At 73.3% G+C, this 20,940-nt stretch carries 22 protein-coding genes; 10 read left to right on the top strand and 12 right to left on the bottom strand.

The features are described from left to right. The first annotated feature begins 52 nt into the window (after positions 1-52). Positions 53-1,189, top strand: coding sequence for a hypothetical protein (locus J2S42_RS16620; protein ID WP_307240181.1), 1,137 nt, complete (start codon positions 53-55; stop codon positions 1,187-1,189). Positions 1,190-1,210: 21 nt separating this feature from the next. Here J2S42_RS16620 and J2S42_RS16615 read toward each other — a convergent pair whose 3' ends face one another. Together J2S42_RS16615 and J2S42_RS16610 are read right to left on the bottom strand one after the other, a co-directional pair. Beyond that, positions 1,211-1,471 carry a Txe/YoeB family addiction module toxin gene (locus J2S42_RS16615; protein WP_307240179.1) on the bottom strand — a complete coding sequence of 87 codons (261 nt, stop codon included), beginning with the start codon at positions 1,469-1,471 and terminating at the stop codon, positions 1,211-1,213. After that, on the bottom strand, positions 1,468-1,725 hold the full coding sequence (locus J2S42_RS16610; protein ID WP_130511265.1) for a type II toxin-antitoxin system Phd/YefM family antitoxin: 258 nt from the start codon (positions 1,723-1,725) through the stop codon (positions 1,468-1,470). Before J2S42_RS16610 ends, J2S42_RS16615 begins: the two co-directional genes overlap by 4 nt. A 170-nt stretch (positions 1,726-1,895) precedes the next feature. Between J2S42_RS16610 and J2S42_RS16605 the strand changes: the two genes are divergently transcribed. Genes J2S42_RS16605 through J2S42_RS16595 form a run of 3 tightly spaced genes read left to right on the top strand, consistent with a single transcriptional unit; the run spans position 1,896 to position 3,324 of the window. Continuing rightward, entirely contained in the window at positions 1,896-2,444 is a 549-nt protein-coding gene (locus J2S42_RS16605) for a tyrosine-protein phosphatase (RefSeq protein ID WP_307240175.1), read from the top strand. Then, positions 2,431-2,958, top strand: coding sequence for a hypothetical protein (locus tag J2S42_RS16600; RefSeq protein WP_307240173.1), 528 nt, complete (start codon positions 2,431-2,433; stop codon positions 2,956-2,958). Before J2S42_RS16605 ends, J2S42_RS16600 begins: the two co-directional genes overlap by 14 nt. 12 nt (positions 2,959-2,970) lie before the next feature. After that, positions 2,971-3,324, top strand: a complete 354-nt coding sequence (locus tag J2S42_RS16595) for a hypothetical protein (protein WP_307240172.1) — start codon at positions 2,971-2,973, stop codon at positions 3,322-3,324. A gap of 45 nt (positions 3,325-3,369) precedes the next feature. Here J2S42_RS16595 and J2S42_RS16590 read toward each other — a convergent pair whose 3' ends face one another. The 3 genes from J2S42_RS16590 to J2S42_RS16580 all read right to left on the bottom strand — a co-directional run bounded on the left by J2S42_RS16590 (position 3,370) and on the right by J2S42_RS16580 (position 7,201). Continuing rightward, complete coding sequence (locus J2S42_RS16590) at positions 3,370-4,866, bottom strand: ricin-type beta-trefoil lectin domain protein (RefSeq protein ID WP_307240170.1); 1,497 nt, start codon at positions 4,864-4,866, stop codon at positions 3,370-3,372. Positions 4,867-5,027: 161 nt separating this feature from the next. Next, positions 5,028-5,474: an Hsp20/alpha crystallin family protein gene (locus tag J2S42_RS16585; RefSeq protein ID WP_307240169.1), complete on the bottom strand. Its 447-nt coding sequence runs from the start codon at positions 5,472-5,474 to the stop codon at positions 5,028-5,030. Between the two features lie 161 nt (positions 5,475-5,635). Further along, the gene (locus J2S42_RS16580) at positions 5,636-7,201 is read right to left on the bottom strand and encodes a hypothetical protein (RefSeq protein WP_307240167.1); all 1,566 of its coding nucleotides are present in this window, start codon (positions 7,199-7,201) and stop codon (positions 5,636-5,638) included. A gap of 201 nt (positions 7,202-7,402) precedes the next feature. Here J2S42_RS16580 and J2S42_RS16575 point away from each other — a divergent pair, with 201 nt between their 5' ends. Further along, positions 7,403-8,020, top strand: coding sequence for a TetR/AcrR family transcriptional regulator (locus J2S42_RS16575; protein WP_307240165.1), 618 nt, complete (start codon positions 7,403-7,405; stop codon positions 8,018-8,020). Between the two features lie 8 nt (positions 8,021-8,028). Here the strand turns inward: J2S42_RS16575 and J2S42_RS16570 are convergent, their stop codons facing one another. From J2S42_RS16570 to J2S42_RS16560, 3 genes are all read right to left on the bottom strand, one after another. Further along, the gene (locus J2S42_RS16570; protein WP_307240162.1) at positions 8,029-9,390 is read right to left on the bottom strand and encodes a GTPase family protein; all 1,362 of its coding nucleotides are present in this window, start codon (positions 9,388-9,390) and stop codon (positions 8,029-8,031) included. Next, positions 9,387-11,162, bottom strand: a complete 1,776-nt coding sequence (locus J2S42_RS16565) for a dynamin family protein (protein ID WP_307240160.1) — start codon at positions 11,160-11,162, stop codon at positions 9,387-9,389. The genes J2S42_RS16570 and J2S42_RS16565 overlap by 4 nt, the downstream gene beginning before the upstream one ends. Positions 11,163-11,287: 125 nt before the next feature. Then, entirely contained in the window at positions 11,288-12,196 is a 909-nt protein-coding gene (locus J2S42_RS16560) for an IniB N-terminal domain-containing protein (RefSeq protein ID WP_307240158.1), read from the bottom strand. A gap of 456 nt (positions 12,197-12,652) precedes the next feature. Here J2S42_RS16560 and J2S42_RS16555 point away from each other — a divergent pair, with 456 nt between their 5' ends. From J2S42_RS16555 to J2S42_RS16540, 4 genes are all read left to right on the top strand, one after another. After that, the gene (locus tag J2S42_RS16555) at positions 12,653-13,996 is read left to right on the top strand and encodes an Hsp70 family protein (RefSeq protein ID WP_307240156.1); all 1,344 of its coding nucleotides are present in this window, start codon (positions 12,653-12,655) and stop codon (positions 13,994-13,996) included. 8 nt (positions 13,997-14,004) lie between these two features. Then, positions 14,005-16,488: a helix-turn-helix transcriptional regulator gene (locus J2S42_RS16550; RefSeq protein ID WP_307240154.1), complete on the top strand. Its 2,484-nt coding sequence runs from the start codon at positions 14,005-14,007 to the stop codon at positions 16,486-16,488. After that, the gene (locus J2S42_RS16545) at positions 16,485-17,636 is read left to right on the top strand and encodes an ATP-binding protein (protein ID WP_307240152.1); all 1,152 of its coding nucleotides are present in this window, start codon (positions 16,485-16,487) and stop codon (positions 17,634-17,636) included. Before J2S42_RS16550 ends, J2S42_RS16545 begins: the two co-directional genes overlap by 4 nt. Before the next feature lie 109 nt (positions 17,637-17,745). Continuing rightward, positions 17,746-18,225 carry a DUF742 domain-containing protein gene (locus J2S42_RS16540; protein ID WP_307240150.1) on the top strand — a complete coding sequence of 160 codons (480 nt, stop codon included), beginning with the start codon at positions 17,746-17,748 and terminating at the stop codon, positions 18,223-18,225. 37 nt (positions 18,226-18,262) lie between these two features. Here J2S42_RS16540 and J2S42_RS16535 read toward each other — a convergent pair whose 3' ends face one another. Continuing rightward, positions 18,263-19,096 (bottom strand): alpha/beta fold hydrolase, encoded by an 834-nt coding sequence (locus J2S42_RS16535; protein ID WP_307240148.1) that lies wholly within the window; start codon positions 19,094-19,096, stop codon positions 18,263-18,265. A 122-nt stretch (positions 19,097-19,218) separates the two neighbouring features. Between J2S42_RS16535 and J2S42_RS16530 the strand changes: the two genes are divergently transcribed. Further along, positions 19,219-19,587: a winged helix-turn-helix transcriptional regulator gene (locus tag J2S42_RS16530; protein ID WP_307240146.1), complete on the top strand. Its 369-nt coding sequence runs from the start codon at positions 19,219-19,221 to the stop codon at positions 19,585-19,587. Between the two features lie 194 nt (positions 19,588-19,781). Here J2S42_RS16530 and J2S42_RS16525 read toward each other — a convergent pair whose 3' ends face one another. From J2S42_RS16525 to J2S42_RS16515, 3 genes are all read right to left on the bottom strand, one after another. Further along, on the bottom strand, positions 19,782-20,081 hold the full coding sequence (locus tag J2S42_RS16525) for a hypothetical protein (protein WP_307240144.1): 300 nt from the start codon (positions 20,079-20,081) through the stop codon (positions 19,782-19,784). A 394-nt stretch (positions 20,082-20,475) separates the two neighbouring features. Beyond that, the gene (locus J2S42_RS16520; protein WP_307240142.1) at positions 20,476-20,661 is read right to left on the bottom strand and encodes a hypothetical protein; all 186 of its coding nucleotides are present in this window, start codon (positions 20,659-20,661) and stop codon (positions 20,476-20,478) included. After that, positions 20,619-20,933 carry a hypothetical protein gene (locus tag J2S42_RS16515; RefSeq protein WP_307240140.1) on the bottom strand — a complete coding sequence of 105 codons (315 nt, stop codon included), beginning with the start codon at positions 20,931-20,933 and terminating at the stop codon, positions 20,619-20,621. Before J2S42_RS16515 ends, J2S42_RS16520 begins: the two co-directional genes overlap by 43 nt. Between the last annotated feature and the right edge of the window lie 7 nt (positions 20,934-20,940).

Below are 20,940 nucleotides of genomic sequence, written 5' to 3'. Positions count from 1 at the left end.
CGAACGAGGCACCCCGCGCCGGTCTGGCTCTGACAGCTCATAGGTTGGTGACATGTCGATGTCTGATGCCGCGCTGCTCCGACGGGCTGGTGACCTCAAGGGCGAGCTGGTGGCGTTTTCTCAACAGCCCCGCTACGACCGGGCTGCGTCGAGTTTTCTGGCCCAGTACGGCAACGGCCTGGAAGACGCCGATGAGCAGCGGTGGATGTTGCTCTGGGACTGTTTCGTCCTGGAGCACCGGCTGGCGAACGGCCGGACGGTGGTGGAGCAGTTCGTGGATGCCCGGCCGGACCTGCCGGAGGTCGAGCGGGAGATGGTGCTCGGCTGGCGCGATGTGGTGCAGGGCCCGTTCGAGGTTCAGCGCAAGGACGGGTCAGCGCTAGTGGTGGAGAGCCTGGTTGACGATTTGACGTATCGGGTCCGGTCGAACATGGGCCCGGCAGTGTTCAAGCAGATGCCGCGCCGCTCGTTCATCATCGCCCGGCTGGTTGCGGTCGGTGACGAGTGGATGCTGAGCGGGCCGGTACAGACCCTGCGTGGGAGCGAGCGGGACATCGCCTATCAGCTCGCGCTGGACATGTCGTTGCGTACGCCGCAAGCAGTGTTCCGGAATCCAGAGAAGCTGGCGCAGGCGTGGGAGCATCAGCGTGCTGACCGGGCACGGTTCGTCGAGTTCTTCGGCACCGACCTGCTGGTGGTCCCGGGGGAGCAGGCGCAGGAGCGGCTCGACGGCTACTACACGTACTGCCGTGACTCGGTTCTCGGGCCGGACCCGAAGGACGTCCCGTCTGCGGTGTCGATGTCGTTGCCGCTGGACCTGACCGAGGCGGAGACGGTGGCGCTGATCTACGACGAGACGGACGGGCTCGGTTTCTACGCGGAGTTCGGCCTCGTGGAGGAAGCGTTCGTGAACCCCGAACTGCTGCGACGTCGCAGGTGGCGCGAGCACACGCTGTCCTATCTCGAGGACGACAGCGTGGAGCCGATGGTCCTGCGTCGGCTTGCGGCGAGGGATCCGAAGAAGGCGAGTGTCGTGTTCCGGCGACTGCTGAAACGGCCACGGTTCGACTGGGGCCGCGACGGTGAGGCGCTGATGCGTGAAATCAAGCCAAGCTATTTCGACCGGCCACCGCACCCACGGGTGAGCCCGCTCAGCGAGCGCTTGGCAGAACTCGCCAAACGCCGCTGAGCAGCAACGACAGGGCCGGATCTACTCGTAGTGGTACCGGCAGGAGATGATGGTGATCTCGTTGGGCTCGACGGCGTACACCATGCGGTGCTCGTCGTCGATGCGCCGTGACCGGAGTCCTGCAAGGTTGTTTCGGAGGATCTCCGGTTTGCCGATGCCCTGACCGTCGGGGTCGCATTTGATGTCGGCGATCAGCGCATTGATGCGTTTGAGGGTTTTGCGATCCTGGGTCTGCCAGTACAGGTAGTCGTCCCAGCCGTGGTCGGTCCAGCTGAGTTTCACTCCTCGGGGCCGAACTCGCGCTCGGTGGCTCGGCCGGCTCGCCACTGCTCGACGCTTTCGACGAGGCGCTTGGCGTTGGCGGGTGATCGGAGCAGGTAGTTGGTCTCCATGATCGAGTCCCAGTCCTCTTTACTCACCAGGACCGCGTTTCCACGCTTGGAGACGATCTCGATCGGGGTGTGGTCCTCGTTGACGCGCTCGATGAGCGGAAAGAGGGACTTGCGTGCCTCGCTGGCGCTGATCGCTGAAGTCACGATGCCTCCCAAGGTTGTACCGGATACGGTACCACTCTGATGGTGGCGGTGTGCCGCTCCTGGCGCCCGCCCGGGGCCGCCGACGGCGGCCCCGAATGCACCTACCTGCTACGTGAGCTGGTCAAACGTCCCTGTAGTGGGCCTCCGGGGATGGCGATGGGGTGGTTCGCATGGCGCAACGTCCGTCACTGAGCGAACAGGCCCGCCGCGAGGTCATCGCATTCATTGATCCTGCCGCTGGACGACACCGCGGACACCGAGTTCTGGTATCGCTGCATCGACGAGGAGATCGACGGGACGCCGCTCATTACCGGCCCTTCCTGGCGCGTAACCCGGAGCGTTGCGCGGCCGCGGTCGCCGCCGTCGCCCGGGCGCGGCCCGGTGGCGTGGTCGTGCACTGCGGTATCGGCCGGGACCGTACCGGGCTGGTGTCCCTGCTCCTGCTGGCGCTGGCCGGCGTCACCGCGGATGCGATCGCGGCCGACTACGCCCGCAGCGCCGAGCGCCTGCGCCCGCACTTCGCGGAGGCGTACGCCGCGCCCGGCGATGTTATCGCCGGGCGGATGGCCCGGCACGGCGTCACCGTCCACGACGCGATCCGGGCGGTGCTGGCGGATCTCCGCCCGGCGGACTGGATCCCCGGCGACATCGTGCGCGCCGTGTGCGAGCGGCTGGGATGCGCGGCGTTGTTAGGGTCGGACAGCGATGGCCAGGCCTAGAAATCCCTCCGGTACCGGCGACGGTGGCGATCCGCCGGACGGTGGCGACCGCACGCGCGACGGGTCCGGCGGGCCCGGCCGTCCCCGGAGCGTCACGCAGGGGCAGGAGCGGGCGGCGCACGACGCGGGTCTCGGCCGGGCGCCAGGCGGCGCGGGCGACGGCGGCGCACCACCGGGTGGTACGCCGGATTGGACCGGCCCGCCGCTGAGCGGCGTCGGGGACCGGCAGTTCGGGAAGAAGTGGGGCAAGCACGCCAAGGACTACGGCCTGGATCCGAGCGATCCGGAGGCACGCCGGTGGTTCGAGGAGCGCATCCACGCGGTGCACGGCGCCCCGGACGAGGTGCGGGTCGGCCCGTGGAACCCGCAGCGCGGTGGCGGAACCGACTACCAGTTCTATCGTCAGGGCAACGACCTGCTCATCACCAAGGGTGACGGATCGTTCGTGACCATGTTCCCGCTCGGGCCGGCGGGAAACGGCTGGTACAACGGTGCCACCGTGGTGCGGAACTGAAAAGGAGCGACGGTGGACGAGTTCGGGCTGGTCGGGGCGATGGCCGAGGCGGTGGTCGAGGTGCGCGACGAGGACGGCGATCTCGCCGCCCTGCAGATCGTGCTCGAGGACGGCTCGGCGCTGCTGTGCACGGTGTGGACGGACTGGTCGCTGCGGACCGACCGGCGGCCGGACGCGGCGCTGCCGGACTACCTGTGGCCGCCGGAGTCGTACACCCGGCAGCCGGTCACCGGTGGCGGGCGGCGGATCGTCGCGCTGCGGCCGGAGACCGACGAGGCCGGTGAGCGGTTCGGTCTGGAGGTCGAGTTCGAGGGGGGCCACCGGATCGCCGCGCGATCGGTCGGCGGCGAGCTCGCGCTGACGTAGGCGGCGGGACGGCGGACGTGCGCCGTCCCGCCGGTCATACCGGCATCAGCCGCGGCGCCACTTCTGGTTCGCGCCGCCGTGGCAGTCGAAGAGGATCAGGCGGGCGCCGTCGGCGGTGTTCCAGTCGACGACGTCGACGCACTTGTTGGCCTGCGGGTTGACGAGGTCGCCGGCGCCGCTGAGCACCCACTGCTGTGCCGGGTTGCCGCTGCAGCGGGCGAGCTGGATGACCGCGCCGTTCGCGGTGGAACCCCAGGCGACGTCCATGCACAGGCCGAGCGCGCGGACCGTGCCGTCGCCGGGCCAGGCCCAGTTCTGCGCGCCCGTGCCGTTGCAGGTCCAGAGCTGCAGGAACTGCCCGTCGACCGCGTTGGAGTTCGGGACGTCGATGCACTTGTTCGCCAGCCCGATCAGCCGGTTGCCGCCCCCGCCGGTGGTGGTCAGGGACAGGCCGTAGCGGGACAGGATCTCGTTGACCGGCTGGTAGACCGTGGTGCCGCCGGAGGCGCAGTCGCCGCCGGCGCCGGACGTGACGCCCTGCGCCTGATTGCCGGAGAGGAACGCGCCGCCGGAGTCGCCGGGCTGCGCGCACGCGCTGCTGGAGACCAGGCCGTAGACGAGCTGGCCGGAGTAGTTGACGGTCACGTTCTTGCCGGTGATCGTGCCGCAGCGCCAGCCGGTGGTCCGGCCGGAGCCGCAGACGGACGCGCCGACCGCGGCCTCGGTGGAGCCGGCGACCGTGGCCACGCCGCCGTTGTAGTTGTTCACCCACGGCTGGGACACCCAGTTCGCATTCGTCTGCACCCAGGCGAGATCGTCGCCGGGGAACGACGAGCCGCGGAACGTGCCCTGCGCGGCGCCGCTGCCGGTGGTGGTCGCACCCACGCCGCCGCAGTGCCCGGCGGTGACGAAGCCGCCGGCGACCGCGAACCCGACGGAGCACAGCACGCTGTTGTTGATCACGTATTGGTCGCCGCCACGGATGTCGTAGACCGGCTCGTACGCGGGCGCCGCGAGGACCGAGACCGCGTCCGCGGGCAACCCGGCGGTACGGGCGAACGCGCCGGCCGCGGCGGTGCTGGCCGCCGTGATCGTGACGGTGTTGGTGACCGGGTCGACGTACCAGGAGTGGACGTCCTTCCCGGCTGCGGAGGCGCGCCGGTCCAGCGTCGCGGCCAGCGATTCCAGCGCCGCGAGGCTGCGGCCGACGACTTTCGGCGTGGCACCGGCCGCGCGGACCGCCGCCGCCCACACCGGGTCGGTGACGCCGCCGATCACGGTACGTCCGTCCGCCGAGACCCAGGTGCCGGCGTAGGCGCTGCCCAGCGTGCTCTCCAGGCGGCTCTCGATCGGCGCGGCCGCCGCCTCGGTGACCAGCCGGGCGGCCAGTTGCGCGTCGGTGAGGTGCAGGTCCCGCCGGATCGCGCCGGCCTGCCCTGGGTCGGGGCCGCCCGCCGCGGCCGAGGCCGGCACCGTGGGCACGGCGGCGAGCAGGCTCCCGCCGAGCACCAGGCCGAGGAGCGCACTCATCCTGCGTTTCATCGCATACCTCCGGTTTTGAGGAGTGATGAGAGCGCTCTCTGTCAAGAAAGTTTACAGATAATCCGATACCCGTCAATATCTGCGTGCGTCGATTCGGCCGGACGGCCCCGACACAGCGAGAAGGCCCGCGAACCGCGGGCCTTCTGCGATGTGGGTCTGGTTCAGGAGCGAGTGATCGCGGCGGTCCTCTTGGACGAGCCCTCGAGCACCTGGCCGCCGGTGTTGATCTCGATGCGGCGCGGCTTGGCGGTCTCCGCGACCGGGATGGTCAGCGTCAGCACGCCGTCCTGCCAGGTCGCGGCGATGCGGTCCAGGTCGAGGCCGTCGCCGAGCGTGAGGCGGCGCTCGAACGTGCCGGTGGCGCGCTCGCGACGGATCCACTGCACGTCGGCGTCGGTGCGCGGGGAGCGCTCGGCGCGGATCACCAGCACGCGCCCGTCCACGTCCACCTGCACGGAGCCGGGGTCGATGCCGGCCAGGTCGCAGTGCAGGACGAAGTGGTCACCGGAACGGTACAGGTCCATCGGCATCGCCATCGCGGTGCCACCGCCGAACATCTGACCGGCCATGCGGTCGAACTCGCGGAAAGGATCGAAAGTCAGCACCACGGAACCCACCTCCTCGAGGTCGCCCGCCGGGCCTTCCGGCGAGGCGTGTGGCGCTCGGCTGTCAACCAATTCTGCCGAGGAGCTCACTGCTCTGAGCAGTGGCTACAGCTAATTTTCTAGCACTCCTGACCGGGGAGTGCCAAGGGTTCGGCGGAGAAAAATCAGCGCCGGCGTCGCGTGGGGCGGCGCCGGGCCGACACCGCGTGCGGCCGTCCGGCGAGCCGCCGTCCGCCGTACGTCTCGGCCAGCGCCCGGTGCTCCGGGTCGTCCGTGCGGGCGGCGAGCGCGCGCAGCTCCGCGCGGGCCGCCTCCGGCCGGTGGTCGCGCCAGCGGGTCAGCAGCGCGGCGGTGATCGACGGCGTGTTCGCGGCCAGCGCGACCACCACCTCGGCCGTCTCATCCAGCAGGTCGTCGATCGTGGGCACCTCGACGTGCATACCGCGCAGGTGCGCCTGGAACAACGCGGTGCCGAACGCGGTCAGCGCCGTGCGGGAGCCGTCGTGCCGGACCGCGCCGAGCAGGTCCAGCTGGGTCAGCAGGCGCTCCACATCCTGGTCGTGGACCCGCAGGCCGGCGGCCAGGCCGGTCTCGCTGTCGTCCGGGTCGAAGCCGAGGAACTCCTCGACCAGCCCGCCGACGATCTCACCGAGCTCGTCGTGCTCGATCGGCCGCTGTGCCAGGTACATCGCCATCAGTAGCGCGAACGTGAACTCGTCGGCGCGGAACGGCACGATCGAGCTGAAGTATGCGGGCGGGCACACGGCCCGGCCGATGTGGAAGAACGCCTCGAACGCGCGCTCCGCGGCGGCCACCGGGTCCCGGAGCGTCTTCGCGGCCGACTTGACCGGCAGCAGGCGGCCCTTGACCACGCGGACGAACCGCGCCTCCTTCGCCCACGCGAACAGCAGGCCGGTCTCGTACAGTTCCGCGCTGCTCGTGGTCTTGAAGGTCCGGTCACCGATCGCCGGGTCGAGCACGTCGGACAGGCTGAGCAACGAGATCAGCTCGGCTGCGTCGGCGAGCTTGAGGTTGCCCTTCGGCGTGAGCGCACGGCCGTCACCGACCCATTCGGTGAAGCGGAGCAGGCGGGTCAGCGTGATCGATCCGGCCGCCGCGTCCGCGACCGTCTCCCGGGACGGCGGGTCGACCGGCGGCAGCGCGGGCGGCGGCTCGTCGTCCTCGGTCAGCTGGTTCTGCACCACCTTCGCCAGCACGGCCTCGTCGTAGGGGACCTTGCCGGCCTGCACGTCCGCGATGAACGCCTGCACCGCGTCGTGGTCCTGAACGTCGATGCCCGCGTCGAGCATGCGCATCGACCAGAACTTCGCCGGGCCGAACCGGGTCTCGTCGGCCATCGCGGCGTCGTACTCCGCGGTCAGCCCGTCCAGCGCGGCGTGCAGCACGGCCGCGTCCGCGCATCGCGCGTCCGCCAGGTCCGCGTCGAACAGGAAGTCCACGAACGCGTGCAGCGTCGGGATCGTGGCCGACCACTCCCGGGTGGAGACGCCGCGCGGGAAGTATTCGATCAGCGCGTACCGCAGGTCCTCCGGCTGCCACCGGCACAGCCGGCCGTCGCCCACGCTCCACCGCTGCTCGACCAGCACCTCGGCCACGAACAAGTCCACCGCCCGGCGTGCCTGCCGCGCCCACCGGTCGAACGCGTCGATCAGCCGGTCACGGGCGGGGTAGAACTCGTCCTCGGGTGCGTCCGTGAAGACCATGCGCATGGTCGAGAACCGTACCGCCCGCCGCGGCGACACGCGCAGAGCGATCCGTCGTTTTCCGACCAGAGGACATGTGTTCCCGCTTCCGGCGGCGCGAGTTCCGTACGCTCCCGCGGGCACCGGTCCCGCGGGTGGTCGCGGCAAACCCGCAGCTGCCTCCCATCCGGACGTTCGTTCTTTCATACGACCGTATAGTGGCCGTTCGTGGCGACCCCCGACACCCGCACGCAGCTGCTCGACGCGGCCGAACGGCTGTTCGCCGAGCACGGTTACCGCGGCACCTCGATCCGCGCGGTCACCGACCTCGCCGGGGCGAACCTGGCCGCGGTCGGCTACCACTTCGGCTCGAAGGCGGATCTGATGGTCGCGGTCGCCCGCCGCGCGATCGGGCCGATCACCGAGGCGCAGGCCGCCGGGCTCGACCGGTTGCTCGCCCGCACGCCGGATCCGTCGGTCGCCGACCTGGTGGAGGCGTTCGCCGGCCCGATGTTCGACGGGATGCCGAGCGGCGACGAGGGCGGTGCCCGCCGGTCCCGGCTGATCGTGACGATCCTCAGCGACCCGGCCGAGGAGACACGCGCCTGGCCCGGCCCGGCCGAGAACGACGTCCGCGACCGCTACCTGGCCGCGTTCGCCCGCGCGCTGCCCGCGCTGACCCCGGAGGAGCTGTGGTTCCGGATCCGCGGCGTGCTCGCCGTGACGGCCGTGGACCGCGTCGACCGCTACAACACCGGACCGTCCCCGGGCACGGGCGACGCGGCCCGGCGCTGGGCGATCACGTTCCTGTCCGCGGCGATGAGCGCGCCACCGGCCGAGACCTGACCGGCGGGTCAGGCGCCGAGGCGGTCCAGGATCGCGGCGCAGCTCTCCACGACCACGGCGGCGGCGCGGCGCTGCGGACGGTCCGCGGTGCCGCCCTCGGCCAGCACCTGCCAGCGCAACAGCGCCTCCTCGCAGTACCGGCGCATGGTCGGCGCGTCGGCCGGCTCGTCCAGGCCGAGGCGGGACGGGATGTCCGTGCCGTCGCCGCCGGCCAGCCGGTGCGCCTCCGCCTCCAGTTCGGCGGTGAACCGCACCGGCAGCTCCGGCAGCGCCGCGACCAGCCGCATCTCCCGGAACTCGGTGGCCTCCGCCAGGATCCGGCCGAGCCGCACCCGCAGCGCGTCGGTGCGCGGCGTCCACTGTCCGTCCAGCACCGACTCGATCGCCAGCAGCGTGGCCCGGGCCTTCAGTGCCTCGGTGCGCGCGATCAGGCCGCGGGTGATCGTGTCCCGCAGCTCCGTGAGACCGCTGCGCCGGGCCAGCTCACCGGCGAGTGTGAGCCGGGTGTCGTGCCCGGTCCGGGCGAGCACGGTGGCCAGCCGGACGCCGGGCAGCCCGAGCCGGTGCAGCAGGTCCGGCGGTAGCCCGGCGCGCAGGTACCGGTCGGTGCTCAGCAGCGCGCCGTCGGTGTCCGCGCGGGGGAGCGCGGCCAGGTGCGCGATCGTGGAGAACTCCGTGTCGGTCAGCGTCCGCGCGGTCGCGGCGGCCAGCCCGCCGAGCGCGTGCACGCGCAGGCAGACGTCGCGCACGGCCGGGTCGCGTCCGTGCCGCCGGGCGATCTGCCGCGCGGTGACGAACGCGTCGGTACGCCCGCCGTTCACCTCGTCCGCCCGGGACAGCACCAGCACGGTCGCGATCGGCGTGGCTCGGGCGACCGCGCTGTCCAGGTGCGCGCGCAGCGGCTCCAGGTCCGCGGGCCGGGCGGCCGGGGTCAGGTGCAGCACCGCGTCCGCGTCGTCCAGCGTCGCGCCGTCCGCGGGCGTGTCGAGCAGCGTCATCTGCCGCAGCGCCCGGCTCGGCCAGTGGATCACCAGGTCGCCGTCCGTCTCGCCGGTGCGCGGCCCGTCCGGCGTCATGGTCAGCGGCAATTCGAAAGGATCACCGTCCCGGGGGTACGCGGTGGCGCGCGGCCCGGCGCCGTCCTGGTACCAGACCGTGGTGTCGTCGCCGGGCGCGGTCACCGGCGCGACCCGGTCCCCGATCAGCGCGTTGACCAGGGTGGACTTTCCGGTCCCGGCGCGGCCCGCGACCGCCACCCGCAGTGGCTCGGTCCACCGGTGCCGCTGGTGCCGCAGCGTGACCACCCGGGGATAGGCGGTCAGCGTGTCGTCGAGCAGGCTCTGCACCGTACCCGCGAGGTCCGTGGTCATGCGGGCTGCAACTGCTGGGCCTGGCGGTAGAGGCCGGCCAGCTCGCGCAGACTGAGCTCGATCTCGCGCTGGCGGCGTTCGGTCTGTGCCACGTCCGCGTCCGCGGCGAGCTTCGCGGTGCGCACGGAGTGCACGATCGCGTCCTGCAACCGGTCCGTCAGGTCCAGGAAGTGGTCCCGCAGCAGCCGGTGCGCCTGCCGGACGGTGTCCTTGCCCTCCTTGCTGACCAGCAGGAAGAAGTCGTCGACGTGCCGCTGGGTGCGGGTCCGGGCCGCGGCCTGCCGCCGTTTCAGCAGCGTCTTGCTCTCGTCGTGCACGGTCTTGCCGCCGAGGATCGCACCGGCGCCGACCGACACCGGGTTGATCAGCGGCATGCCGGCCAGGCTGGTCGCCAGGCCCACCATGAGGATCCCGCCGTACGAGCCGCGCAGCCCGGTCAGCGCCTTCTGTGTGATGGTGAACTTCTCCACGCCGGGCTGCTCGATGTGCGGGACCATCCGGTCCAGGTCGTCCGGCACGTGCATGCGCCACGTCGGCAGCGCGTCCTGGCCGTACTCGCCGAAGTGCGCCGCGACCCGGTGCGATATCCACTCGCACTGGGCGATCAGCCAGCCGAAGTTCGCCTCCGCGGCCGCCTTCAGCTCGCGATCCAGCCAGGACGCGAACTCGTCCCACGCGGTCATCGGGTCCGCGGTCTCGAACGCCGCGTCGACCTTCCGCAGGATCTGCCGGGTCCGGTCGCGCAGGTCGAACTCCACGTTGGACACCAGGTCGGCGACGTCGTCGTTGAGCGTGTTCTGCCAGCGGACCTGCCGGCGCCGCACGTCGTCCAGCGCGCGCTGCGCCTCGTTCAGCCGGGCCATCGCCTGGGACGGCGCGGACGCGGACGTCAGCCGGGCCCGCAGCGGTGCCGCGACCTGTTCCAGCGCGCCGCGTGCGGCCTGCGCGGCCGCGGTCCGGGCCAGCGCGTGCGGCTTGCCGGCCACGTCCCGGGTCAGCCGGGCGATCAGCTCCGGGAAGCCGGACTCCGCGTTCAGCTCCGCGTCGCCGGTGCGGGCGGCCTGCAGGCGCAGCACCGCGGACACCGGGATCACGGCGGCGGCCAGGCCGGCCGCGGCCAGGCGCTGCCGGTTGCGGTCCGCGACCGCGCGCCAGTCCGCGGCCAGGTCGGTCTTGGTCAGCGCGACGATCACGTTGGGTACGGTCGCGGCCGCGTCCCGCAGCAGGTCCAGCTCCGCGACGGTCAGCTCCGCGGTCGCGGCGGACGTGAGCACCACGGTGTCGGCCGGCGGATGCTCGCCCAGCCCGCCGAGCAGCGCAGGCCAGCCGGTCGTCGGCGTGGCCGCGGGCGTGTCGACCAGCGTCATGCCACCGGCCAGCAGCGCGCGGGGCACCCCGATCTCCGCGCGCAGCGCCTCGTGGCCGCGGATGTGCGGTGCCGCCTCCGCGACCGTGAGCGCGGTGCGGGCGGCCCGCCGCACCAGCACCGCGCCCGGCTGTTCCGCGTGCCGGACCACGGTCGGCGTGCCGGTCGTGCCGGCGTCGCCGACCGGGCAGACCGGCGCGTTGATCAGCGCGTTGATCAGCTGACTCTTGCCCTGGCCGGACTCGCCGAGCACGATCACCCACAGTGCCGGGTCGAGCAGCTGAGCCCGCCGGGCGCGCAGCCGGGCCGCGAGGTCCGTGCGGCCGTGCACCAGGCAGGCCTGGACCGACGCGTCGAGCACGTCCACCCACATCGGCGCCACCACCGAGCCGATCGTCACGGTCACCTCCGGCAGTTTCTGTGCTCCCACGCCTGCCGCGCGGCACCCGAGACTCCGGGGCCGCGCGGCAGAGGCGTGGTGGTCGAGCCTCATCAACCTGGCTGGATCCTAGCCGGGTTGAAAAAAGCTCATTAGAACAGAATGTCGGTCACGCCCGACAGGTCCGGTCCGTGCTGCTGCTCGGCCGCACCCCCGGAGAGCGCGCCGGTGACCGGGCTGGTGACGTCGTGCAGGCCGGTGGAGCCGGTCAGCCCGTCCACGGTCGAGGTGACGCCGGTCAGCGTGTGGTCCAGGCCGGTGCCCGCGGTCAGCCCGTCCGTGATGCCGGTGACGCCGCTGGTCACGCCGCCGACCGTGCCGGTCACGCCGTGCAGCGTGCTGCCCACGGTGTCCAGGCCCAGACCGGCCGTGCCGAAAACGGTGTCGCCGAGACCCGCGACCGTGCCGTCGAGGCCGCCGACCGTGCTGCCGACGCCGGTCACGGTCGAGCCGAGGCCCGCGCCGTCCGCCACGTCGTACACCGTGCCGGTCAGCTCGTTGACCGGCGAGTTCACCGCGCCGTCGATGCCGGTCACGTCCGCGTCCAGCGTCGCGGACAGGTCACCGTCCGGGCCGAGGGGCACCTCGACCAGCGCCTCCGCGCTCGTGCCGAGGCCGAGACCGGAGAGCGCGCCGACGCCGACCGCGACGCCACTGTGGTCGATCACCAGGCCCGCGGCCGCGGCCGTGTTGCCCAGGTCGCCCGGGGCGTGCGTACCGGCCGACAGGTGCGCGGTCACCGACTGCAGCTGCGCCACCGCGGTCGCGGAGACGGTGGCACCGGCCTCCGCCTCCACCGCCGCGGTCGGCAGCGCCAGGCCGGCCAGGCCCGGCACGGCCGCGTAGTCGACCACCAGCGGGACCACGTCCTGCACGTCGGCCGGCGTGATGTCGCCCAGACCGGCCGCGCACAGCGCCGCCTCCGGGTCCAGCTCGAAGATCGACCGTGCCTGCGGGTCGGTGATCAGGTTCAGTACGAAGTCGTGCAGCGTCGAAATCATCGTGCGCCAAGCCTCTCAGGGATTCGCGGTGGTCGGGCAGCGGCTGCCGAACACCGAAGCTAGTGCCGCGCGACCCGCCGAACATCGGGGACGAGACCGGGTTCCGCACCCACCCCCCTGGGGACCCCCGGGGTGGGGGATGGGGGATTAGGGGGTCCGGAGGCCGCCGTTTTTGTGGGGTCCGTCCCCCGGTGGCTTTCTGGTACGAACAGTGCAGCCCGCCGATCAACGCGGCCGGTACGGCAGCCATCCCGTTCCGGCGCCGGCGGGCAGAGCCCACCGTGGCCGCGGCCGGACTCCGTCTGCCTGGCCGGCCGTGTGAGCGTGTGCCCACGCGCCACCACGGAGGGCTCGGTCTCTCCCGGGTAGGGGTGCCCAGGGAAGGCACGAGGGATGGGGCGGGCGTCCGCGGCTCATGCGGGCGCCCGCCCAGCGAGGAGACGAGGGGGAGGCGGCATGGCGTACGTGCTCGGCATCGACATCGGCGGCACCCACGTCACCGCGGCCGCCAGCGTCCTCGGCGACGGCGTCTGGAAACGTCCCACGCCGGTCCGGCTGCGCGGCGACTCCGACGAGGCGCCCGCGGTCCTGCACGTCGACCCGGAGGGCGCGCTGCAGGTCGGCGACCCGGCCGAGCGCGGCCCGGTGCTGCGCCCCGGCGTGGTCGCCCGCGAGTTCGCCGGCCGGATCGGCGCGGACGCGCCGGTGCTGCTGCGCGGCGAGCGCTGGTCACCGCAGACGCTCACCGCGATCGTCGCGCGCCGCGTCACCGACCTGGTCCGAGGCCGTGAGAGCGAGCCGCCGGTCCGCGTCGTGCTGGCCCACCCGGCCACGTTCACGGCACATCACGTCGCCGCGCTGCGCGCCGCGCTCGCCGACGTCGGCCTGGCCGCCGAACCGCTGCCCGAGCCGGTCCTCGCGGCCGAGGGGCACGCGGCCCGCGGTGGAGCGGACGCCCGCGCGCTCGCGGTGCTCGCGGTCGGCGGCACCAGCTACGAGGCGTCCGTCGTTACGCGGACCAACCCGATCACGTACGCGGTGCGTGCCTCGCGGACCGGCGCGCAGCAGCTCGGCGGCGCCGACCTGGACGAGGTGCTGGCCCAGCACGCGTACGACGCGCTGCGTCTCCAGATCGCGCCGCTCGCCGGCGACCCGGACCGCCACCTGCGGATCCTGCACGACCTGCGGGCCGAGGCCCGGTACACGCGCGAGCAGCTCAGCCACGCGGACGACGCCGAGATCATTCTGCCGCTGCACCCCGGCGAGACCCGCCTCACCGTCACCCGGGCCACGCTGGAGACGCTGCTCCGGCCGCTGCTCGACCACACCGCCGCCACGCTGGCCCGGCTGGTGGCGGTGGCCGGGGTGCCACCGCACCACCTCGGCGGCGTGCTGCTCACCGGCGGCACCGCGCACACGCCGCTGCTGACCGAGCTGGTCGCCGCGCACCTGCCCGGCGTCACGCCGTTCCCGCCGGGCGGCACCACGCTCGTCGCCGAGGGCGCGGCCGCGGTCGCCGCCCAGCTCGCGGCCGGGCTGCACGACGCGCCGCCGGACACCGGCCGGCGCGGCGGCGGGGTGTGGGAGCCGGAGCCGGGGCAGGAGCCGTCCGTGCTGCCCGCACCGGTCTCCGAACCGCGCATCCAGCTGCCGGACGCACCACCGCGGCCACCCGTGCGGATCAGCACGCCGGATCTGCCCGGCCGCCGCCGTACCCGCAGGGCGCAGGGCATGAACGCGGGCGCGGCCGCACTCGTACTCGCAGTCGGGGCACTCGCGCCCGGCATACCGATCGGTTGAGGAGAACGGTGACGATCCGCACCATGACACCGTCCTGGCTGGTGCTCGACGAGCAGGTCGCGCGACTCTGCGACGACCTCGCGGCCGGGCCGGCCGGCCCGCTGCGCCTCAGCCTTCAGGCGCCCGGCGGGTACGGCAAGACCGCGCTGCTGTCCTACCTGGCCGGTCTGCTGCGGGAGCACGACGTACCGGTGATCGACGCCTGGACCGACCCGCTGGACGGCGCGGACGACGATGCGGTGCTGATGATCGACGACGCCCACCTGCTCGACGAGGGCCGTCTGGCCGCGCTGCACCCGCTGACCGCCGGCCGCCGCCGGCTCGTGCTCGCCTACCGTCCCTGGCCGCGCCCGGCCGGCCTGACGTCGCTGCTGACCGTGCTGCGCCGGGAACGCCCGCCGGTGCTGCTCGGCCCGTTCACGCCGGACCAGACCGCGCGCGCCGTGCACGCCTGGACCGGCGGTGCGCCCGCCGGTGACCTGGCCGGCCGGGTGCACCGGCTCAGCGGCGGCGTGCCGGGCATCGCACACCGGATCACCGCGGTGCTCGCGGCCGGGCCGGAGCTGACCGACACGTCGCTGCTCCAGTTCCGCGCCGACCTCGACCATCTCGACCCGGACGTACGCCGGCTGCTGCTGGCCACCGCGGCCGGTGGCGCGCTGCCGATCGGCGTGCTCGCCGAGCTGCTCGGCCGGGACCCGGCCCGGATCGACGAGCTGCTGGAGGCCGCGCGCGCCACCGGCCTGCTCGCGCTGGACGACACGCTCGTCCCGGCCGCCCGGCAGGCGGTCACCGCGCTCGGCCCGGTCGCGCACCGCGCGGACCTGTGGCAGCGTCTCGCCGCGCTGCAACTGGCCCGCGGCGACGGCACGCTCACCGTGGCCCGCTCACTGCTCGACGCCGGCATCGGTGGCAGCGGGCTCGCCCCGGCGTTCCAGGCGGGTGCGGAGGAGGCGCTGGTCGCGGCACCGCAGATCGCGGCGCGGCTGTTCGCGGCCGCCGCCGCCGGTGGCGCGGCCACCGGCGCCCGGCACGCGCTCGCGACCGCGCTCGGCGGCGACCTGGACACCGCGCTGCGCCTCGCGGACCGGCTGGTCGGCGCGCCCGGTACCGGACCGGTCGCGGAGAACGACCGGGCCGCCGGTGCCGCGGTCGCGGCCGCCGTGCTCGCGCACCGCGGCCAGCTGGCGCACAGCGCGGAGCGGTACCGCTGGTCGCGCACGCCCACGTCCCGGTCGTTCGCGGCACTGGCCACGCAGGTCACCGGCGGCAGTTTCGCGATCGACGGTGCGGACGCCGCGGACGGGCCGCCCACGCTGCTGACAAACGCGGCCGCGATGATGGCCGACGGCATCCGGGAGAGCATCGAGGGTACGCCCGCGGCCGCGCTCGCCACGCTGGTGCAGGCCGCGGCGCTGCTCGAGCCGGCCGGACCCGCGGTGCTGCTGCCGGACAGCCCGGCCGCGCTCGCCGCGCTGGTCGCGCTCCACGACGGCGAGCTGGACGCGGCCGACGCCGTGCTCGATCGCGCGGTCACGGCCGGCATGGGCTCGGTACTCATGGCCCGCCGGCATCGGCTGCTGGCCGGCTGGATCCGGATGTTCCGCGGTGACACCGCGGCGGCGCACGAGCTGCTCACCGCGGCCACCACCGGTGGCGCACCGATCCAGCTGCGCGACGGGCTGTTCGCCACCGCGCTGCAGATCGGGCTGGCCCGGCGCACCGGCGACCTGCCGGAGATGCACCGCGGCTGGGCCGCCGCCCGGGAGACCGTGCTGCGCCACCCGGTCGACCTGCTCACGCTGCTTCCGCTCGGCGAGCTCGCGGTCGCGGGGGCACGGCTCGGCGAGCGCGCGGCGCTCGACGTACCGGTGCGGCAGGCTCTTGATCTTCTGGATCGGCTCGGCCGGCCGGCGCTGTGGCACGCCACGCTGCACTGGTACCTGCTCCAGGCGGCCGTGGTCGGCGAGGACGCCGGCACCGCGACCGTGCACGCGGACGCGCTCGCCGTGGACGCGGACGCCACCGCGCACACCGCCGTGCTCGCCGCCGCGGCGCGCAGCTGGTGCCGGCTGCTGACCGGCGACATCGACCCGGACGAGGTCGTCGCGCACGCCCGCGACCTGGCCCGCACCGGCCTGGCCTGGGATGCGGCCCGGCTCGCCGGCCAGGCCGCCGCCCGCACCGCGGACCGGCGTGCCATGGTCACGCTGCTCGACACCGCACGCCTGCTGCAGGGCCGCCAGCCGGGCCCGCGCACCGACAGCGCATCCGAGCCGACGCCGACCGGTCAGCTCTCCGCGCGCGAGCAGGAAGTGGCGGAACTGCTGCTGGCCGGGCTCACCTACAAGGAGATCGGCGACCGGCTGTTCATCACGCCCAAGACCGTCGAGCACCACGTGGCCCGCATGCGCGCCCGGCTCGGCGCGCCCAACCGCGCGGAGCTGCTCGCCCGCCTGCGCGCCACGGCCTCCCGAAAGGCGCCGGAATGACGAAGCCCGCCCTGATCATCCTCATCCCGGCCGGTGCCGGGCTGATCGCGTACGCCGCCGGCAACGCGGTCGCCCGTGCCGGCGCCGCTGAGACCCCGTTCTCCCCCCAGATCGTGTTCGCGGCCGTCCTCGGCGTGCTCGTGCTGATCGCCAGCGCGGTCGTGATCTGGCTCGCCCGCCAGGTCCGGGTGGCCGCGGCCTACGCCGAGGACCTCGCCGCGGTACGCGTGCCCGACCTCACCCGCCGGATCCGCGCCGGTGAACCCGTCGACCCCGCGACCACGCTGCCGGCACCGCACGGCGGGCCGTTCGCGCGGCTCGGCGAGGCACTGCACGCGCTCGCCTGCCACGCGGTCGACGCGGTCACCGCGGAGACGATCAGCCGGGACGCGCAGCAGCTCGCGCTGCGCGTCGGCCGGGACAACCAGACGCTGCTGCACCGGCAACTGACCATGCTGGACGAGGTGGAGAGCCGGCAGACCGACCCGGACGAGCTGGCCCGGCTGTTCACCATCGACCACCTCGCCGCCCGCATGCGCCGCAACGTGGAGAAACACCTGACGCTCTCCGGCAGCACACCGGCCCGTCGCTGGCGCCAGCCGGTGCCGATGCTGGACGTGCTGCGCGCGGCCGCGGCCGAGGCGACCGACTATCACCGGGTGGACGTGGCCCCGGTCAGCGGGCCGGTGCTGCTCGGCCGTGCACTGATCGACGTCACCCACCTGCTGGCCGAGCTGATCGACAACGCGCTGGCCGCGGCGCCCGGGCAGCAGGTGCGGGTGGTCTGCACGCCGATGCGCGGCGAAGTGCTGATCTCGGTGCGGGATCTGGGACCGGCCATGGACGCGGCCGCGCTTTCGGCGGCGAACGAGCTGCTGCGTGCGCCGGCTACCGCCAGTGAGCAGCAGCGGGGGCACGGGCTGCATGTCGCGGCACGGCTGGCGCAGCGGCGAGGGATCACGGTCACGCTGCAGACCGGCGCACAGGGGAGCACGGCCACGGTCCTGATTCCGGCGGATCTGCTGGCGGCGGCCCCGGCCGCCGCCGTGCCCGCCCGCGGCGGTCCTGCCGGCGGCCCGGCCGGTGGGACCGTCGCCGTTCCGGGTGCGCGCGCGGGGTTGCGTCGAGGCGCAGATGCCGCCCTATAGGCCGGCTGCCGCCTCAGCTCCGGCCTCGGGAGCGGTGCGGGGCTCGGCGTCGCGTGCGGGTGCGGCTTCGCCGGCGGCCATGGCTTCGCCCGCGAGGATGGCTGGGCCTGTGGCCACGGCTGGGGCCGCGGGCCTGACTTCGGGTGCGGGCGCGGCGTCGCCCGCGGATGCGGCCTCGCCGCCGGCGGGCGCGGTTTCGCGCGCCGCGCCGGCTGCGGGGCCGGCCTCGGCCGCGGAGGAGGCCTGGTATGACGACGCGGCCGGGCCGGTGGTGCGTCCGTACGCGGTCACTCGCGGTCGTACCCGCGCCACCGGCGACCTCGACCTGGTCACCCTCATGATCACTACCGGCAAGGGCGCGCGCAGCGGCCGCGCGCTCCCGCCGGAGCAGCGCGAGATCCTCCGCCTCTGCCACAGCCCGCACTCCGTCGCCGAGGCCGCCGCCCACGCCGGCCTCCCGCTCGGCACCACCCGCGTCCTCCTCGGCGACCTGGTCACCGCCGGCCTGGTCACGGCCTGGGAGCCGCCCACCACCGCACCCACCGAGAAGATCCTCCGCCGCGTGCTCGTCGGCCTGCGCGCGCTGTAGGGCACGCGTGGCACCTCCGCGGGCCGTAGGACACCGGTCAGGCGCCGGAGAAGAACGGTTCCAGCAGCGCGAGCAACTCCCGTGGCCGGTCCAGCGGGATGATGTGCCCGCAGTCCGGGATGACGTGACCGGTCAGCGTGTCCGCGATCGGAGCGAGCTGGCGGTGCAGCGCGTCGCCGACCGGCCGCGCGCCGATCGCCAGGGCCGGCACGACCAGCCGCCTGGCCGCGGCCTCGTCCGCGATCTGCGCGCCGCTCACGCCGAGCGCCCGGTAGTGCGCGAACGCGCAGCGCAGCGACTCCTCCCCGGTGTAGGCGCTGATGAACGCGTCTCGCACCTCCGGAGCCACCCCCGCGCCGGAGTGGGTGCCCGAGCGCAGGAAGAAGTCGAGGTAGGCCGCCTCGTTGCCGGCCAGTGCACGCTCGGCCAGCCCCGGTACGCCATGGAAGCCGAACCACCAGGGCGGGCCGCCGGCCAGGAACGCCTCCGCGCCGGGCAGCGGGCCGGCCAGCGACTCCATCACGGCCAGCCGGCGTACCCGCGCGGGATGCCGCATGGCGAGCAGGAAAGCCGGTGGTGTGCCGAGGTCGATGCCGGCCACGTCCGCGACCGGCTCGCCGAGCGCGTCCAGCAGCGCGATCGCGTCCGCGGCAATCGTGGCCACGTCGTAGCCGGAGTCCGCGCGCGTGGTCCCGCCCAGCCCGCGCAGGTCCGGCGCGATCACCCGGTGCGTGCGGGCCAGCGCCGGAATGACGTCCCGCCACACCCGCCAGGTGTGCGGGAACCCGTGCAGCAGCAGCGCCGCGGGCCCGCGCCCGGCGATCGCCACGTTGATCTCGATGCCGTTCGCCAGCACCCGGAATTCCTCCATGCCGGCAACCGTAGGAACGGATCAGCGGCGCCGGAAGAACGCACCTTGCCGCGCGGTGGTTACCCCGAGGTGCGGTGCTAGCGTGGGGTAACCAACGGTTACCCCACGGCCTGGAGGCTCCGGTGACGCGCGGCGACATCTTCGATCCCGCCTGCCCGACCCGCCTGCTGCTGGACCGGGTCGGCGGCAAGTGGGTGGCGATGGCCGTCAAGGTGCTGGCCGAGGCACACCCCGGCGAGCTCGGTTTCGCGGAGCTGGAACGCCGCATGCCCGGCGTCTCGCACAAGATGCTCGCCCAGACATTGCGCACACTGGCCGGTGACGGCCTGGTCATGCGTCGTGTCGAGCCGGTTATCCCGCCGCGCGTCCACTACCGGCTCACCCCGCTCGGTCTGTCGCTCGACGCTCCGCTGGCCGTGCTGCGGGAATGGGCGGAGACGCACATGGCCGAGGTCGCCGCACACCGGCGCATCGCGTCGCCCGCGGAGTGACCTGCCCGGCCGCCACCTCGGCCGGGTCGTCACGGGCCGGCGCGCATTCCGCTGTGGCCGGCGGTGACTTCGGCATCTCATTGCGGCGTCGGTCGCGAAAGAATCGCCCGTCGCTTTTCCTTCCGTCGGCGGGGCAGAGCCCGGCCACCCTGGGCGAGGTGGCCGGGCCCTGTTTTACTGGGGGAAGAGATGCCTCAGTGCTTCTTGACCCAGCCGACCTTCTGGCCGGCGACGCTGAGCGCCTTGCACTCGGTCACGTCGGTGTTGTTCAGCACGTTCGACAGCACGTTCACGTCCAGGCCGCAGATCGTCGCCGCGACCGGCACGGCCACGTTCTGCAGGACGGTGACCTCGTTGCCGGTCAGCACGTTCTCCACCGTGACGTCCACCAGGGTGCCGCTGCCCGCGGCGGCCGGGCCGGCGATGGTGAGCCCACCGAACGTCGCCGCACCGGCGAGGGCGAAACCGGCGACAACCTTGGAGATACGACGCATTCTGTTTTCCTCCACTGCGATCGAAGAACGTTTCCGGGGGATTTGTTGCGCTTGCGGCCGCACCGTCTCAATACCCGTGCCGCAGTTCCGTAACCTCAATTAATCGCAATGTCGGATGGCAAGCGAAGCTATTGACTGAGCCTGTGGCCGGCTATCTAATAATCGAATTCACCTTATCCGTGAATTCATTTCAGAATACGTCTTCCGGTTGCGCTCCGGGCCGCCTCGGCGCCGAGCGCCCGGGTGTTCTCCCGGAACCGGGTAACTTTGCGGGGCTTCCGGCTGCCCGGGCTGGGAATCGGCCGGCAGCGGCGCCGGTGTCCCGGCCGGCCAGTGAACGATCGGCGGCCGCTCGATCGACCGCCGCTCGGAGCGGCGGCAACGTATCGATACGTCAGGTCTCCACCTCGGCCGGCCGGATCGGGCACGACTCGCCGAAGCCGCGGCGGATCGAGCGCGTGATGAACACGTCGGGGCGGTAGCGGCGCACCGCCGGCGCGGTGCCCGGGGTGCGGGCCTGCTGCCAGAGCGTGGCGATCAGGACGTTGCCGGTGGCCAGGCCGCCGGCGGTGTGGAACAAGGGTTTGACGTCGGCGTGCGTCGCGTGGCGGCCACGGCGGAGATCAGGACCGCGAGACCGATGCCCAGCTTGATGAGCACCCTGGCGTAGTTGACGTCCAGATCGGCGGCGTGGCGGACGCCCGCCAGGGCGAGGCCGGTGACGAACTGGACCGCGGCCCCGGTGCGCACGATGCCGGTGGCGAACTGTGCCTGCTGGCGTATCCGCAGGAAGAACGTGCCCGACCCGATCCAGCGCCGGATCGGTACGGCCGTGCGGGCCGTTTTCGACACCGCGCCG

It is taken from the genome of Catenuloplanes indicus, from assembly GCF_030813715.1.
GTDB lineage: Bacteria > Actinomycetota > Actinomycetes > Mycobacteriales > Micromonosporaceae > Catenuloplanes > Catenuloplanes indicus.
Note: the sequence above shows the minus strand (reverse complement) of the source record. Positions and strands in the feature narration are given on the sequence as shown.

Bases quoted from the DNA above. Each gene is read 5' to 3' on its own strand.
- J2S42_RS16620 (WP_307240181.1), top strand. From the start codon at position 53: ATGTCGATGTCTGATGCCGCGCTGCTCCGACGGGCTGGTGACCTCAAG.
- J2S42_RS16605 (WP_307240175.1), top strand. From the start codon at position 1,896: ATGGCGCAACGTCCGTCACTGAGCGAACAGGCCCGCCGCGAGGTCATC.
- J2S42_RS16600 (WP_307240173.1), top strand. From the start codon at position 2,431: ATGGCCAGGCCTAGAAATCCCTCCGGTACCGGCGACGGTGGCGATCCG.
- J2S42_RS16590 (WP_307240170.1), bottom strand. From the start codon at position 4,866: ATGAAACGCAGGATGAGTGCGCTCCTCGGCCTGGTGCTCGGCGGGAGC.
- J2S42_RS16580 (WP_307240167.1), bottom strand. From the start codon at position 7,201: ATGCGCATGGTCTTCACGGACGCACCCGAGGACGAGTTCTACCCCGCC.
- J2S42_RS16570 (WP_307240162.1), bottom strand. From the start codon at position 9,390: ATGACCACGGACCTCGCGGGTACGGTGCAGAGCCTGCTCGACGACACG.
- J2S42_RS16560 (WP_307240158.1), bottom strand. From the start codon at position 12,196: ATGATTTCGACGCTGCACGACTTCGTACTGAACCTGATCACCGACCCG.
- J2S42_RS16555 (WP_307240156.1), top strand. From the start codon at position 12,653: ATGGCGTACGTGCTCGGCATCGACATCGGCGGCACCCACGTCACCGCG.
- J2S42_RS16545 (WP_307240152.1), top strand. From the start codon at position 16,485: ATGACGAAGCCCGCCCTGATCATCCTCATCCCGGCCGGTGCCGGGCTG.
- J2S42_RS16535 (WP_307240148.1), bottom strand. From the start codon at position 19,096: ATGGAGGAATTCCGGGTGCTGGCGAACGGCATCGAGATCAACGTGGCG.
- J2S42_RS16525 (WP_307240144.1), bottom strand. From the start codon at position 20,081: ATGCGTCGTATCTCCAAGGTTGTCGCCGGTTTCGCCCTCGCCGGTGCG.